The 14,785-nt window shown below is 45.6% G+C and carries 12 protein-coding genes and 1 riboswitch; of the genes, 4 read left to right on the top strand and 8 right to left on the bottom strand.

Going from position 1 to position 14,785, the window contains the following annotated elements; translation table 11 throughout:
• The first annotated feature begins 570 nt into the window (after positions 1–570).
• Positions 571–1,026 (top strand): RNA-binding protein, encoded by a 456-nt coding sequence (locus tag ATB76_RS25080; RefSeq protein ID WP_038873069.1) that lies wholly within the window; start codon positions 571–573, stop codon positions 1,024–1,026.
• Here ATB76_RS25080 and murI read toward each other — a convergent pair.
• The 3 genes from murI to ATB76_RS25065 all read right to left on the bottom strand — a co-directional run bounded on the left by murI (position 989) and on the right by ATB76_RS25065 (position 4,477).
• Complete coding sequence (murI, locus tag ATB76_RS25075; protein ID WP_045420696.1) at positions 989–1,795, bottom strand: glutamate racemase; 807 nt, start codon at positions 1,793–1,795, stop codon at positions 989–991. The two genes, ATB76_RS25080 and murI, sit on opposite strands and share 38 nt — an antisense overlap.
• Before the next feature lie 40 nt (positions 1,796–1,835).
• Positions 1,836–2,519: an ATPase gene (locus ATB76_RS25070; RefSeq protein ID WP_061036270.1), complete on the bottom strand. Its 684-nt coding sequence runs from the start codon at positions 2,517–2,519 to the stop codon at positions 1,836–1,838.
• Between the two features lie 83 nt (positions 2,520–2,602).
• The gene (locus ATB76_RS25065) at positions 2,603–4,477 is read right to left on the bottom strand and encodes a TonB-dependent receptor (protein ID WP_061036269.1); all 1,875 of its coding nucleotides are present in this window, start codon (positions 4,475–4,477) and stop codon (positions 2,603–2,605) included.
• 57 nt (positions 4,478–4,534) lie between these two features.
• Positions 4,535–4,736: riboswitch (cobalamin riboswitch) on the bottom strand.
• 184 nt (positions 4,737–4,920) lie between these two features.
• Here ATB76_RS25065 and trmA point away from each other — a divergent pair.
• Complete coding sequence (trmA, locus tag ATB76_RS25060; protein ID WP_038872585.1) at positions 4,921–6,030, top strand: tRNA (uridine(54)-C5)-methyltransferase TrmA; 1,110 nt, start codon at positions 4,921–4,923, stop codon at positions 6,028–6,030.
• 64 nt (positions 6,031–6,094) lie between these two features.
• Here trmA and ATB76_RS25055 read toward each other — a convergent pair whose 3' ends face one another.
• Positions 6,095–6,460 (bottom strand): YijD family membrane protein, encoded by a 366-nt coding sequence (locus tag ATB76_RS25055; RefSeq protein WP_038872582.1) that lies wholly within the window; start codon positions 6,458–6,460, stop codon positions 6,095–6,097.
• Positions 6,460–7,101, bottom strand: a complete 642-nt coding sequence (gene fabR, locus ATB76_RS25050; RefSeq protein ID WP_010444457.1) for an HTH-type transcriptional repressor FabR — start codon at positions 7,099–7,101, stop codon at positions 6,460–6,462. Before fabR ends, ATB76_RS25055 begins: the two co-directional genes overlap by 1 nt.
• 261 nt (positions 7,102–7,362) lie before the next feature.
• On the opposite strand from fabR, the gene sthA reads away from it, so the two are divergent.
• A complete protein-coding gene (sthA, locus tag ATB76_RS25045; protein ID WP_080869724.1) occupies positions 7,363–8,793 on the top strand; it encodes a Si-specific NAD(P)(+) transhydrogenase in 1,431 nt (476 codons plus the stop codon).
• A 68-nt stretch (positions 8,794–8,861) separates the two neighbouring features.
• Here sthA and dinF read toward each other — a convergent pair whose 3' ends face one another.
• The 3 genes from dinF to lexA form a co-directional block, all read right to left on the bottom strand.
• Positions 8,862–10,205, bottom strand: a complete 1,344-nt coding sequence (gene dinF / locus ATB76_RS25040) for an MATE family efflux transporter DinF (protein WP_061036268.1) — start codon at positions 10,203–10,205, stop codon at positions 8,862–8,864.
• Between the two features lie 55 nt (positions 10,206–10,260).
• Positions 10,261–11,055, bottom strand: coding sequence for a class I SAM-dependent methyltransferase (locus tag ATB76_RS25035; RefSeq protein ID WP_061036267.1), 795 nt, complete (start codon positions 11,053–11,055; stop codon positions 10,261–10,263).
• Positions 11,056–11,288: 233 nt separating this feature from the next.
• Entirely contained in the window at positions 11,289–11,909 is a 621-nt protein-coding gene (lexA, locus tag ATB76_RS25030; RefSeq protein ID WP_038872575.1) for a transcriptional repressor LexA, read from the bottom strand.
• A gap of 368 nt (positions 11,910–12,277) precedes the next feature.
• Here lexA and plsB point away from each other — a divergent pair, with 368 nt between their 5' ends.
• Positions 12,278–14,704 (top strand): glycerol-3-phosphate 1-O-acyltransferase PlsB, encoded by a 2,427-nt coding sequence (gene plsB / locus ATB76_RS25025; RefSeq protein ID WP_038874565.1) that lies wholly within the window; start codon positions 12,278–12,280, stop codon positions 14,702–14,704.
• Positions 14,705–14,785 lie beyond the last annotated feature (81 nt).

Genomic DNA, 14,785 nt, shown 5'->3' with positions numbered 1-14,785 from the left:
AACTCATCCTTACTCGAAAGTAAGAAGTAATTTTAAAGCTATTACCATTCCAACAGAATGATAATGAATTGACTGTGCCAAGTCCGAAGACTTGATTGGTCACTCAGTTCATTGAAACCTAATTTGATACCGAGGTATCTAATTGGATTATCATCAACGAGTGCCCACACAGATTGATAGGTTCTTATTTTTAAAGAGCTTTTCTAACTTTTTCAGCAACTTAGTTGCTCGTCGTTAGGGGTGCGTATCTTACTTCACACCGTGAGAGAGTCAAGCATTTTTTCAAATTCTTTTTTCTCTCTTCCCGACTCGCTGTGTGACTTTCGTCTCATTCCGTGTCGGTGGATGCGCAGTATAGGGAATTCAGAAATGAGCGCAACCCCTTTTTTTAAAAAAACAATTCAAGCGCTCACTTATCCATCAAATGCGTTATATCTGCATATTTCTTCGTCACATTTGAGACATATCACAGCAATTGGTTGGAAAAACACCAACCATATACGTAAGATCCATGTGTCTACTTTGTTAATAGACAGACAATTTCTTTATCATCTATATGTAGTAATCAAAATGACGTCTAAAAAAAATCTGACCTTGTGTGCTGGATTAGCGGTTATCGGGGGAGTTATCTTCTCTCAATTACCGGTTCCACCAGCCTTGAGCTTTGTTATTGGTGTTGTCGCTACTGCTTTTCTGTTTTCACTTTCTAGCAAGACACCTGTTATTCAACCTTCTGATTCCGATCCTTCGACCAAAACGCTGTATGTCGGCAACTTGCCTTATAAAGCAAATGAGAGTCACGTTCGTGATTTGTTTGCGGAGTATGGGCAGGTTTATGCGGTGCGCTTAATGAAAGACAAACGCACCGGTAAAAGAAGAGGGTTTGGTTTTGTCGTGATGGCCGCGGCTGATGCCAAACCTGCTATCGCGAAACTCAATGAAAAGGAATATATGGAGCGAACTCTGAAAGTTCGAATTGCTAACGACCCTAAACATCCGGATGGCGGTAAACTTGAACAGGATTAAAACCTAGTTCTGCCAGACAGATATTCAGTGCATCTTCTTGCCAAGGAGGTGCACTGGCATAAATTATCTTGCTCCCTTCCTCTTTACTCTCTTGCTTCATATCACTCATGAGTAACGCTTTTACTCGACGAGCAATCGCTTCGCCAGAATCAACTAGCGTGACTTCTCCACCTAACGCTTGATTGATTTCATCTTTAATCAAAGGAAAGTGAGTACAGCCAAGTACTGCAACATCCACTTTATTGCGTAGCGGTAGAAGAATGCTTTCGAGTTCTACTAAAGAGATACTTTCCCCGCGCAGCTTTTCTTCCGCCATATCCACTAAGCGAGTAGAACCTAGCAATTCAACAGGTTTTCCTTGAGCAAAATCGCGAATCAGCTCATGAGTATACTGACGAGTGACGGTCGCTGGCGTAGCAATGAGCCCGACACCTAGAGAGGCAAGTAAAGAAGCAGGCTTTATTGCTGGGACCACTCCAACCACTGGAATGGATAGATTAGCGCGCAAGGAAGGCAGCACAATGGTACTTGCCGTATTGCACGCAATAACCACGATATCGGCTTGATGCTCTTCCACCAATGCCGCCACTAGCTGATTGACACGAGTGATCAGTACATCTTGATCGAGCTCGCCATATGGATAAGCTTCGTTGTCGAATAGATACAAGTAATCCATGTGTGGAAGAAGTCGGTGGATTTCTTGAAAGACCGATAGCCCTCCAACACCGGAGTCAAACACTAGGACTTTTTTCTTACTTGATGCTCGCACGAGTCTTACCTGCAAATTAGAGACTCGGCGATCATACTGGTTAGATTTGTTTTGGCAATGCTTTGGCTTGGTATCTTTGATGGCTGAATCGCTCCCCTATTTCCACTTCAAGCTTAGTCAATTCTATATGTCCTTGAAATGATGGCGTTGATGTCACCAATGTATGGAATTCACCATTTTCCCCGCAGGGGTCAATATGACCGGGTAATGACTCAATCAGCGCTTTGTCATACCAACGTCCACACCACTCCGACTGTAATACTTCTCCATCGGTGGTGATTAGCATGGTTTGAATACCACGCTCGACAATTTCAAATGCCAATGCCTTGCTCTCTTCCCCCAGCAATGGGAATACACATTCCCAACCGGCAGGCTCAATATAGCTACGTCGATAATCAGCTATACCATTGCAGAACATATCACCAAACGCGACAGCTTCTACATTCAGCCCACTATTTTCCAATGCATGAACGATGGTCGATTGATAAATGTCGTTACTCGGGAAGACTTCGGGCAGCTCGATGGTAATGAGCGAAAGACCAAGTAAGTCCGCCTGCATTTGCACAACCTCAAGTGGCGTTGCTTGGAAAGGTACTTCTTTATCAACATAAGTTGTGTACAAGCCAACCACCTGATAATGCGGATTTTCGTTTAGACGCTCTAACGTTAACGTGGAGTCTTTACCACTCGACCAGCTAATCACAACACGTTTTGCCTTTGTCATTTACTTGCCTCGTTACCGATTTACACCAGCTTCTTTGTTCACAATAAGAAAGACCGCCGATGTGGCGGTCTTGTTGGATTCGATTAGAAGCGGTAGTCCGCCGAGACAAAGTACTGACGCCCCGGCGTCGCGTAACCTGAGTACATCTCGTAATCTTTATCGAAGGCATTACTTAGCTTCGCATTAACATCCCAGTTTTGGTTCACCGCGTAAGAAGCGGTGAAGTTCCATAGGCTGTAACTCGATAATCTTGTACTGCCATTAAAACGTTCACCTTGGTAAAGGTACTGTGAGCCCAATGTCCATTGGTCAAACGTCGCGTAAGCATTCCACTTGGCACCACGCTTGGCGCGGTATGCCAGTTGAGTATCTTCTGCACCAGATTTATCGACTGGATCTTTGTAATCTAAGTAAAACTCATGAGAAACGATATCTGTATCGAATTTCACCTCTAGTTCTACACCTTTGATTTCTGCTTCGCCGACATTTTGCATGCCCGCACCTTCCCAAATTAGCATGTTCTCAATTTGGTTGTAGTAACCCGTTACCGTCCAATCAAGGATCGATACAGCTCCCGATAGTGACAGCTCGGTATTTTCTGATTCTTCAGGTTTTAGATTTGGCATTTCGTAGCCTGGATAATACAAATCAACAAAGCTCGGAGCTCGGAAAGCTGTACCGTGGCTTAGCGTTAATTCATAACCTTGATAAAACTTCCAACCCGCAGCAGTTTGCCAAGTGGTGTTGTTGCCAAATTGGTTGTTTTCATCGTTACGTACGCTCGCTTCTAACGTCCATACGTCATACGCATATTGAGCAATTGCGCTAGCTCCAAAATTGGTTCTTGGGTTCTTTTCTGGGTCGTAATCTTTAGCAGGTCCCCAATCACTTGGGGCAATATAACCTTTGGTTAACTTTTCTGTGCGGTAGTCCAAACCACCACCAACGCTCAGCTCTTCGTTTACGCTGTACGAGTTCAACCAAATCGCATTGAACTGCTCAATAGCAACGTGATCGCCGGTTGATTTGCTTTGACCTGATTTATGGTCATAGTTGTCTTGTTGGCCGTAAGCCAATTTCAACTCAGATGAGTACACGTCTTTGTTGTATTCCAACGACAGATCGGCGCCGACATACTCTACTTCACCAGTTTTCTTCTCGTGCTTATCAACCGTGCCCCATGCAGGGTTTCCATAACTACTGTTGTCGTAGTCATACTCATTATTGTAAGCACTCAGACCAACGTAGCCTGATAAGTTATCAGAGAAGTTTTGTTGGTAGCCTAGTTTTAGGTTGAGCGTTTCAAAGCCGTGCTCATCGCCATCATTCACACCCGGCAACGGCTTCACATTGAAACCATCGGTTTTCTCGTAGCCTAATACGCCCTTAAAGTGTTTACCTTCACCGACTGGCTTAGAGACAACAAACGTTCCTTTTTTATGATTGTCCGAACCATAACCAGCGGACACACGACTTGCATCACTATCAATGTTTGCACGAGTAATAATGTTGATTACGCCAGAAATCGCTTCTGAGCCATAAATAGAAGCACGCGCACCACGAATGTAGTCGATACGTTCAATAGAATTGATTGGAAACTGATTAAAATCGACGCCGCCCATTATCGCGCGTGGCATGCGCACACCGTCGACTAAAACAAGAACTTGGGATGAGCTACCACCTCGCACATAAATAGAGGCAGATTGACCACGTCCACCGTACTGAGCAACTTCAACACTCGGTAGTGTACGGAACACATCAAACAGACTGTTTGCTTGCAGGCGCTCAATATCTTCTTTAGTTACCGTAACGGTTTGTGCGAGAATCGCACCATCAATTTGCTGGAATCGGTTTGCGGTAACCACAACCGTTTCGTCTGCAGAGGCTTCTTGGGCCTGTAAATAAAAGGTAGGTGAAAGCAGCGATGCACACGTGATCGCAAGAAACGTTTTTCTCATTGTATTGTCCTAATTCGCGTAATTCCTACCGAGCCCTACTCGTTTTAAGTAGTCCAGTGCTGTGGCTCAGTTGCTGGCAGGTATTCGGACTCAAGAGCATGGCAGTACCACCTAATTGCTCGACTTCCCACATAAACTAATGCAGTGTCTTGATGAGCGTTCGTTCTCTTTTACCGCTGCGCGTCAGTTCTGGATTCTCACCAGATTCCCACTTCAGCCATCTAGATTGCTAGATAGCACCAGCTTGGGGCAAATACTATTAAGCTATTGATTATTTGTCCAGCCAATATTAGCCCTAACAATTGTAACGTTTTGGTTCATTTGCGTATCAACTGACACAGAACACACTATCTTTAAACCAAATAGAGTACAAAACTGGACATACTGTTGAGATTGAATAAAATCTGCGCTCTAAAATTGAATGCACCATAAAAGGTAAGATCATGGCTACTCTTGATGTAAATCCACAACGCTACCAAGAACAACTGGCTGAAAAAGTCGAACGTCTCACGGATATGTTCGCGCCATACAACGTGCCAGAGCTGGAAGTGTTTGAATCACCAGAGCAGCATTACCGTATGCGTGCTGAGTTTCGTGTTTGGCATGAAGGTGAAGACCTGTACTACATCATGTTCGATCAGGAAACTCGTGAGAAATATCGAGTAGACCAATTCCCAGCAGCTAGCCGTCTGATCAACGACCTAATGCCACTCTTAGTGGATGCGATGAAAGATAATGAATCCTTGCGTCGCAAGCTGTTCCAAGTGGATTTTCTATCGACCTTAAGTGGCGAGATTCTGGTTTCACTGCTTTACCATCGCCAACTTGATGAAGAGTGGATTGAAAACGCAAAAGCACTTAAGCAACGTTTAAATGATGAAGGCTTCAACCTAAACATCATTGGTCGTGCTCGTAAGATGAAGATTGTCTTAGACCGCGACTACGTGATCGAAAAGCTGGACGTAAACGGTCAAAGCTACATTTACCAGCAGGTTGAAAATAGCTTCACACAGCCAAACGGCAAAGTAGCAGAGAAGATGCTGGAATGGGCGGTCGACTGCACCCAAGAAAGCACTGGCGACTTACTAGAGCTTTACTGTGGTAACGGTAACTTCTCTCTGGCGCTGGCACAAAACTTCGACCGCGTTCTTGCAACTGAATTGGCGAAGCCATCTGTGGTTTCTGCGCAATACAACATCGCAGCAAATGAGATTGATAACGTACAAATCCTACGTCTATCAGCAGAAGAATTTACTCAAGCAATCGAAGGTAAACGTGAATTCCGCCGCCTACAAGATGCAGGAGTGGATCTAAAGAGCTACAACTGCAACACGATTTTTGTCGATCCACCACGCTCAGGTATGGATGTCGACACTTGTAAGATGGTTCAAGGTTACGAGCGCATCATGTACATCTCTTGTAATCCTGATACTTTGAAAGAGAACTTGGACATTCTATGTGAAACGCACAACGTGACTCGTTTTGCTCTGTTTGACCAGTTCCCTTACACACACCATATGGAAGCGGGCGTTTTACTAGAACGTAAAGCGTAATCCACCAGCGTCAAATACAAAAAAAGCGAGCTCATTGGCTCGCTTTTTATTGAATTTGTTTTTCTTATTCAGCAGAAGCTTTCTTCTCCATAAAGCCCAGCTTTTTACCAACCCAAGCCAACAGAATCATTGAAACCAGAATCGCGAAGAAGTTAGAGCCGGCTTCTGGGTATTGTGCTTTGATGAAAGCAGAGTGGCCAAATGCACCAACAAAGAAACACGCCAAACCAACTAGCGGGATATCTTCTGATACAGGGTTGTTAAGGTATTCTTGGTAAAGCGCCTGTACTGCTAGCACGAGTGCAATCAAAGGGAAGATTGAGAAAGATACTTCACTCATGGTCAACCATGACAATAAAGCATCACCACACATACCTGCAACCAGTGCCAAAATCAGCGTTTTCTTTTCAGATTTATTTCCATTCGACATTATTCTATCCCGCCTTTTAATCGGTTACGTTCACGTTCTTTGCGATACCAATAGGCCCCTTTGGCTATCATTCGCAATTGCATGATCAATCGCTCGGCGAGTTCATCGCGCTCGCGTCGATCTAAATCTAAAACTTCAGCACCAGAACTGAATACCAAAGTGACTGACGCTTCTGCTTGAGTAAACGCTTCTTCTTTGGTCATGCCAGTGCTTATTAAATACTCGGTTAATTCTGCCGCAAAATGCTGGATTTCTCGAGCGACGGCAGTACGAAATTCAGAAGAAGTGCCAGAGCGCTCACGCAACAATAAGCGGAATACGTTAGGACTACTTTCAATGAATTCCATGAAGGTTTCAACCGAAGTTCGAATCACACTGCCTTCTTTGACAATACGCTGACGCGCTTGGCGCATTAGTTGGCGTAACAACAAACCGCCTTCATCTACCATGGTTAAGCCAAGCTCATCCATGTCTTTGAAGTGACGATAAAAAGAAGTTGGCGCAATTCCAGCCTCTCGGGCGACTTCTCGCAAGCTGAGATTAGAAAAGCTGCGGTCCGCACTGAGTTGATTAAATGCCGCATCGATCAGTGATCGACGTGTTTTTTCTTTTTGCTGCGCGCGGATTCCCATCGATTTCATTCTTAAACTTGCTCTTTTTCTATCGGGTACAAGAACCTCAATATAACGCATATCGACCCCACGTATAAAGTAACGTTGTCTGCCAATAAGCGGCGAGCACGTTACTACTGGCATACATCCAATTGCAATCCTCTCCATCCAAATAGTAGACATGCAACATACCAATTCGTTCTTTTGGTTGATTCTGCGTGATCACTTCCACTCTCTAGTCGGCATAACATGTTCCTCCTAGAGTAAATGAGTTAAAATCCCGCTACAGCAATGTTAAACAAATATAACAAGGAAGACATCATGGCGCATGCTAATCACTATGACGTGATCGTAATTGGTAGTGGTCCCGGCGGAGAAGGGGCGGCAATGGGGTTAACCAAAGCAGGCCTAAATGTTGCCATCGTAGAAAAGGAAAGCAGTGTTGGTGGCGGTTGTACGCACTGGGGAACCATACCATCTAAAGCATTGCGTCACGCCGTTAGCCGAATCATTGAATTCAATAGCAACCCGCTATTCTGTCGTAATAACACCAGCCTTCATGCAACATTTTCTGACATTTTAGGCCACGCAAAATCGGTCATCGACAAGCAAACGCGACTTCGTCAGGGCTTTTATGATCGCAACTCATGTTCGTTATTATTCGGCACTGCGCGTTTTATCGATAATTACTCCATTGCCGTGATGCAAAGTGACGGGACAGAAGAAATCTATTCGGCAGATAAGTTCGTCATCGCCACGGGCTCCCGCCCTTACCAACCGAACGACGTCGACTTCTTGCACGAACGCATCTACGACAGTGACTCCATCCTGAGTCTGAAACACGACCCTCGCCACATCATCATTTACGGTGCGGGTGTGATTGGTTGTGAATACGCATCTATTTTCCGCGGTTTAGGCGTGAAGACCGACTTGATTAACACTCGCGACCGTCTGCTCTCTTTCTTAGATAACGAAGTCTCAGATGCATTGTCTTACCACTTCTGGAACAGTGGTGTGGTAATTCGTAACGATGAAACATTCGAGAAAATTGAAGGCACCGAAGATGGCGTTATCGTACATCTTCAATCGGGTAAGAAGATGAAAGCCGATTGCCTACTGTATGCTAACGGTCGAACGGGTAACACAGACAAACTCAACTTACCTGCGGTTGGACTTGAAGGTGATTCACGCGGACAACTCAAAGTAGATGGTAACTACCGTACAGAAGTGGAACACATCTACGCAGTCGGTGATGTGATTGGCTACCCTAGCCTAGCGAGTGCAGCGTATGACCAAGGTCGTTTCGTGGCACAAGCCATCACTAAAGGACAAGCTGACGGCAATCTGATTGATGACATCCCAACGGGTATCTACACCATTCCAGAAATTAGCTCTGTGGGCAAAACCGAACAAGAGCTGACTGCGGCGAAAGTGCCTTACGAAGTGGGACGCTCTTCATTCAAACATCTCGCTCGTGCACAGATTGCAGGTAAAGACATCGGCAGTTTGAAAATCCTCTTCCATCGCGAAACCAAAGAGATTCTTGGTATTCACTGCTTTGGTGAGCGCGCTGCAGAAATCATCCACATCGGTCAGGCCATCATGGAACAAAAAGGTGAAGCCAATACGATTGAATACTTCGTCAATACCACCTTTAACTACCCGACGATGGCAGAAGCCTATCGCGTAGCGGCACTGAACGGTTTGAACCGATTATTCTAATTCAATTGGGTTGCCATGATCCAAAAGCTAAAACAGCAGGTCTCGACCTGCTGTTTTTTTATGTGTAACTAGACAACAAAGCGTCCCTTGCGCCATTGATAGAAAAAGATAGCGCCGAGTCCAACCCCTCGCATTGCCATGAAACTGGTCATCGCAAACCATAGCGCATGGTTTTGCCAGCCAGAGAACAAAAAGAATATCGCGAAGAAACAGCAAGTCGCCACAAACATACTGTTTCGCATGTCTTTACCTTTGGTGGCACCAACAAAAATGCCATCAAACAGGAAGCACCACATCGATGCCAATGGCATGACCACCAGCCATGGTAAATATATCGACGCTTGCTGCTGCACCGCGTCAATCGAAGTGATCATGGCGATCAATTGCGATCCCGCCAAACCAAATACCGCAGTCAAACCTAAACAGATGATCAGACTCCAGAAGAACGTACCAATCAACGAAGCACTGAGTTGCGCTCGGTCTTTCGCGCCAATCGCTTTGCCAACCATGGCCTCCATGGCGTAGGCAAATCCGTCCATGCCATAGGAAATCATCATCAAGAAACTCATCAATACCGCATTAGCGGCAACCACATCATCACCAAAGCTCGCACCTTGGAAAGTCATAAAGCTAAACGTAGCTTGTAAACATAGCGAACGTAAGAAGATATCGCGATTGAGTTTTACGAAACGCCCTAGCCCATGTTGAGTATCGGTTAGCAGGCTCTTAGGAGATGGTAACTGACGTGCACGCCATGTTTTCCACACACACATCAAGCCAAACGCCATACCTGAGTAATCAGCAATCACCGACGCCAGCGCTGCGCCTTCTACTTTCCAGCCCAAGCCAATCACAAACAGTAAATCGAGCGCGATGTTGGTCACGTTGGTGATGATCACCATCCACATTGGTGCTTTGGAATTTTGTGTTCCAAGCAGCCAACCCAACAAAACAAAGTTCATCAGTGCAGCAGGTGCACTCCATACGCGGATAGAGAAATATTGCATGCCGTAGTGCTTCACTTCAGCACTGGCATCACTCCAACCAAAGATCAGGTCCGCGATTGGGTTATGAGCAATAAGAAAGACCAACGCAAACAGCAATGCCATTAGTGAGCCTTGCATAAGCACCAAAGCGAGTTGTTTTCGGTCTTCACCGCCATAAGACTGCGCCGCCAACCCTGTAGTCGACATACGTAAGAAACCAAGCAACCAAAACGTCACGCTGATCATGGTGCTACCAAGCGCAACACCGCCGAGATACCAAGCGTGTTCAAGGTGACCGATCACCGCAGCGTCAACCAAGCCCAATAGTGGAACAGTAATATTCGAAAGCACCATAGGGATAGCGAGCGCTAACACTTGGCGATGTACTTGAGGATTCGATAAAGGAGAGAAGATAGAGTTTGTCACAGGCACCTCGTTGTTTAGATCAGCGAGTGTACCTGAGTGTTCAATGCCTATTCAATTACCACTTGATGTGAACGAGGACTGGCGTGAGGCGATGCTTCAACATTGGGATCTTATTCAGCCAACGTTGCCATGCCTTCCAGCGTGAGCAGAATCGGTCGAATGGCGAGAAGGCTTTCACCCATTGCGCCCATGGCAGCCAATGCAGTACTTGTTGTGCTGGTGCTTCAAAACCATGTGCATACGTATCTGAACCGAGCTTTTGACCCCATTTACTTTCGGTTAGGTCACCCGCTAGCACCATACACACTTCTGCCGAAACGAAATGACGACCCAATGTCTGAATAAAGGTCGCAACGCGCGATTCATCGCAATCGAGTAAAGCCATCTCACACAGGATCAGTACTGGTGCTTTTTCAGGAATGCGCACCTCGTCTAACCAGCTCATGTCTTCTACGCTGCCGCAACGATGCTCGTAACGTTCGTTTTTGTGGAACAATCGCTGACGCCAAACCAGATTCTCGGTGACATCCAGTTCAATCCAATGACAACGACCATTATCCAAACGGTAGAAGCGCGTATCTAAGCCCGCACCTACGTTGATGATCCAAGCGTCTGAGTGTTGTTGAAGAAAGTGACTGACCTGCTGATCGCACAACTGAGTTAAAGTCACGTGCAGCAGCTGCTTCTGATCGACGTCGCCACTGATGCAATCTGGTGCCATTTTGCAGCTCAAGCACGCTTTTGCAGCGATCGGATCGTACACCAAGCCGTTATCGACCAAGCTTTCGCGGCTACGCAAAAATAACGGTTTCAACAGATGATTAGGTACGTGATGTTGAGGCTTGGACATGGGCATTTCCTTGCGCCGAAAAGAAAATGGTTAAATGGAACTAGATGATAATAAATCTCAATATCACTTGCAAGTTTTAACGCAACAGCCAAACGCTCTGAATCAGTGCGAGCGTAACTATGCTTGGAAGAAAAGAAATATGCTTTGAAGAAAATCAAAATGGGAAAGAAAGCGCAGAAAACATAAAGCCCAGCAGAGAGCTGGGCTTTATTAGAATGCTTGAGGTAAGAAACCTACATCCAGTCAGTGTTACGGATGATACCCACTGCTAGACCTTCGATCGTCAAGTGTTGCGATGTTAGATCAACTTGGATTGGTGAAAACTCTTCGTTCTCTGCGTGCAGAAGTACTGTAGAGCCTTTACGCTCTAGACGCTTCACTGTCACATCATCATCAACACGCGCAACCACAACTTGACCGTCGCGTACGTCTTGAGTTTTATGCACAGCCAGCAAATCGCCGTCCATGATACCGATGTCTCTCATACTTTCGCCGTTTACGCGAAGTAAGAAGTCTGCTTTTGGTTTGAACATAGCAGGATCCACTTGGTAGTGAGACTCCACATGCTCTTGAGCCAAAATCGGCTCACCAGCAGCAACTTGACCAATCAAAGGCAGACCTTGATCGTCGTTTGCAGCATCTTCAAGTAGGATTCGGATCCCGCGAGATGCGCCTGGGATAATTTCAATCGCTTGTTTACGAGCAAGCGCTTTTAGGTGTTCTTCCGCGGCATTCGCAGAACGGAAGCCAAGCTCACGCGCAATCTCTGCACGAGTTGGTGGCATTCCGGTGTCTTCGATTTTGCTTTTAATCAAATCGAAGACTTGTTGTTGGCGTGGCGTTAACGGCTTCATATGTCACCTGTCTTTTTATACAGTTAACTGTGAGTATATCCAGTAAATGAACAAATGAAAACCCAATTGGTTGTTTTTTAATTTATTTCCGACGCTTTATGAACGCCACCACAAACCTCAAGTTAACTAGCGTTTTAAACAGCAAAGATTTCCTTAGTCTAAAGAAAGCAACAACCTATGGGTTCGACTAATTTCCACTCAATAAAATTAAAAGGTTTGACCAGTTTCTGTTATCCTTGCAGCGCTTAAAATTTATCGCCTAGGCTTATTTCTATAGCCGTACCTATTTCTTTTCCTGTTGATGAAAAGGAAGCGGACACTGAAATAAGGTTAGGCTTGTTTGAATACCTATTGAGGCTGTGAACTTTATGTCTTCTGGACAATCATTTTCACGTTCATTACTAAAACTACCTTTATCGGTAATGGTAAAGGGCACCACAATTCCATCGAACCCGATTGATGATCTCAACATCGATCTAACGAAGCCAATTGTTTATGCCTTACCATTTCGTTCGAACGTGGATTTGCTGACATTACAAAAACAAGCGATGAGTCTTGGTCTACCTGACCCACTCAGTCCGCTAGAAATTAATGGCAAAACCCTTACTCGCTACGTATTTATTGCTTCACGTCCAACAGTGATGAGCAATGATAATGATGTACCGAGCGAATCAGTCTCTCTATTTACTGAACTACTTGAGCTGCACCAGCTCGATAGTGAATTAGACGTACAAATGATCCCTGCCACCGTACTTTGGGGTCGTAAGCCTGGTAAAGAAGAAAACCACAAACCGTACCTTCAACCAATGAATGGGCCACAAAAAGCGAAAGCGGTAATGGGTGCTGGTCGTGACTGTTTGGTGCGTTTTAGCCCCGTAGTATCACTGCGCTACATGGCGGACTCTCACGGTACAGACAGCGCCATTGCGCATAAGCTGGCGCGCGTGGCTCGTATTCACTTCTCTCGTCAAAAGCTTGCCGCCTCGGGGCCGAACTTGCCACAACGCCAAGTGTTGTTCGCACGTCTAATGAAATCCCCTGCGATTGAAAAAGCGATTGAAGACGAAGCACAAAGCAAAGACATCTCGATTGAAAAAGCGCGCAAAGAAGCGCACAGCATCATGGATGAAATTGCAGCGGACTTCTCGTACGGTTTGGTGAAAAACGGCGATCGTATTCTTGGCTGGTTGTGGACGAAGCTGTACCAAGGTCTGCACATCAACAACGCTTCGACCGTTCGTCGCCTAGCGCAAGATGGCCATGAGATCGTGTATGTACCATGTCACCGCAGTCACATGGACTACCTGCTGCTTTCTTACGTTTTGTACCATGAAGGTATGGTGCCGCCGCACATTGCTGCTGGTATTAATCTGAACTTCTTCCCAGCGGGTCCAATCTTCCGTCGTGGTGGTGCGTTCTTTATTCGTCGTAGCTTTAAAGGCAACAAGCTGTACTCAACGATTTTCCGTGAGTACCTATCAGAGCTGTTTGCTAAAGGTTACTCGGTTGAGTACTTCAGTGAAGGTGGTCGTTCACGTACTGGTCGTTTGCTGCAAGCAAAAACCGGTATGTTGGCAATGACGATTCAAGCCATGCTACGCGGTCTAAACCGTCCAGTAACGTTAGTGCCTGTGTACATCGGTTACGAACACGTAATGGAAGTGGGTACTTACGCCAAAGAACTGCGTGGTTCGCGTAAAGAGAAAGAGAACGCAGGTCTTGTGTTGCGTACTCTGCGTAAGCTGCGCAACTTTGGTCTTGGTTACGTGAACTTCGGTGAGCCGATTCAGCTAAACCAATACCTGAATGAACACGCTCCTGAGTGGACGAAAGACATCGATCGCATGGGCGGCAGTAAACCACAATGGATGAACCCAGTGGTGAACGGTCTGGCAAACAAGATGATGACGCACATTAACGATGCGGCTGCGACTAACGCTCTAACTCTATGTGCGACCGCGCTGTTGGCTTCTCGTCAGCGTGCATTATCTCGTGACTCTCTGATCAACCAGATTGAATGCTACCTGAAGTTACTTAAGAACAACCCATATTCAAACACTTCAACAATTCCAACAGAAACGGCTGAAGAGTTGGTGGATCACGCTATCTCACTTGATAAGTTTGTGATTGAAACCGACACCATGGGTGACATCATTTCGCTGGATCGTAGCCAGTCGATTCTGATGACTTACTACCGTAACAACATCATTCACTTGTTCGCTCTACCTTCATTGATTGCTCAGATGATCATTCGTCAGCGCAACGTGACCGTAGAAAAGATTCAAGAGAACGTTGCTCAAATCTACCCGTTCCTGAAGAAAGAGCTGTTCTTAAGCTATAAAGAAGAGGATTTGAATGAGCTTGTGGTTAAGACGTTGAACGAGTTCATTGAGCAGAAAATGGTTTGCCAAGACGGCGATAAGCTGGAAATCAACCAGTCAAACAACCAATCCTTGGTATTGTTGGGCCGTACTATCACTGAAACACTGCAACGCTACTCAATTGCAATGAACCTGCTCGTTGCAGACCAAGAACTTGGTAAATCTGACCTTGAACAGAAGAGCCAAGACATTGCACAGCGTTTGGGTCGTTTACACGGTATTAACGCGCCAGAGTTCTTCGACAAAGGTGTTTTCACTGCAATGTTCAATACATTGAAAGAACAGCAATACTTAGATTGTGATGGTAACTGTGACCTAGAAAAGACGCAGCAATTTGCCAAACTGTTGTTTGTTCTACTTTATCCGGAAGTGAAGCTCACCATCGAAGAGAGCATCCACCAACTTCATGCATAAATAGCAGAACCTCGATACAAACAGAAAAGGCATCCAATTGGATGCCTTTTTCATACCAGGACTGATCACAGAGCGTTTTCT

Source organism: Vibrio sp. MOR3 (assembly GCF_001557775.1).
GTDB lineage: Bacteria > Pseudomonadota > Gammaproteobacteria > Enterobacterales > Vibrionaceae > Vibrio > Vibrio jasicida.
The sequence above is the reverse complement of the archived record's forward strand: the minus strand, read 5'-3'. Positions and strand labels throughout refer to the sequence as shown.

What these genes read in the sequence shown, in the direction of transcription:
- lexA (WP_038872575.1), bottom strand. Translation starts at nt 11,909, where the DNA reads ATGAAGCCGTTAACGCCACGCCAACAACAAGTCTTCGATTTGATTAAA.
- fabR (WP_010444457.1), bottom strand. Translation starts at nt 7,101, where the DNA reads ATGAAATCGATGGGAATCCGCGCGCAGCAAAAAGAAAAAACACGTCGA.
- ATB76_RS25055 (WP_038872582.1), bottom strand. Translation starts at nt 6,460, where the DNA reads ATGTCGAATGGAAATAAATCTGAAAAGAAAACGCTGATTTTGGCACTG.
- ATB76_RS25035 (WP_061036267.1), bottom strand. Translation starts at nt 11,055, where the DNA reads ATGTCCAAGCCTCAACATCACGTACCTAATCATCTGTTGAAACCGTTA.
- plsB (WP_038874565.1), top strand. Translation starts at nt 12,278, where the DNA reads ATGTCTTCTGGACAATCATTTTCACGTTCATTACTAAAACTACCTTTA.
- trmA (WP_038872585.1), top strand. Translation starts at nt 4,921, where the DNA reads ATGGCTACTCTTGATGTAAATCCACAACGCTACCAAGAACAACTGGCT.
- ATB76_RS25070 (WP_061036270.1), bottom strand. Translation starts at nt 2,519, where the DNA reads ATGACAAAGGCAAAACGTGTTGTGATTAGCTGGTCGAGTGGTAAAGAC.
- ATB76_RS25065 (WP_061036269.1), bottom strand. Translation starts at nt 4,477, where the DNA reads ATGAGAAAAACGTTTCTTGCGATCACGTGTGCATCGCTGCTTTCACCT.
- sthA (WP_080869724.1), top strand. Translation starts at nt 7,363, where the DNA reads ATGTTAAACAAATATAACAAGGAAGACATCATGGCGCATGCTAATCAC.
- ATB76_RS25080 (WP_038873069.1), top strand. Translation starts at nt 571, where the DNA reads ATGACGTCTAAAAAAAATCTGACCTTGTGTGCTGGATTAGCGGTTATC.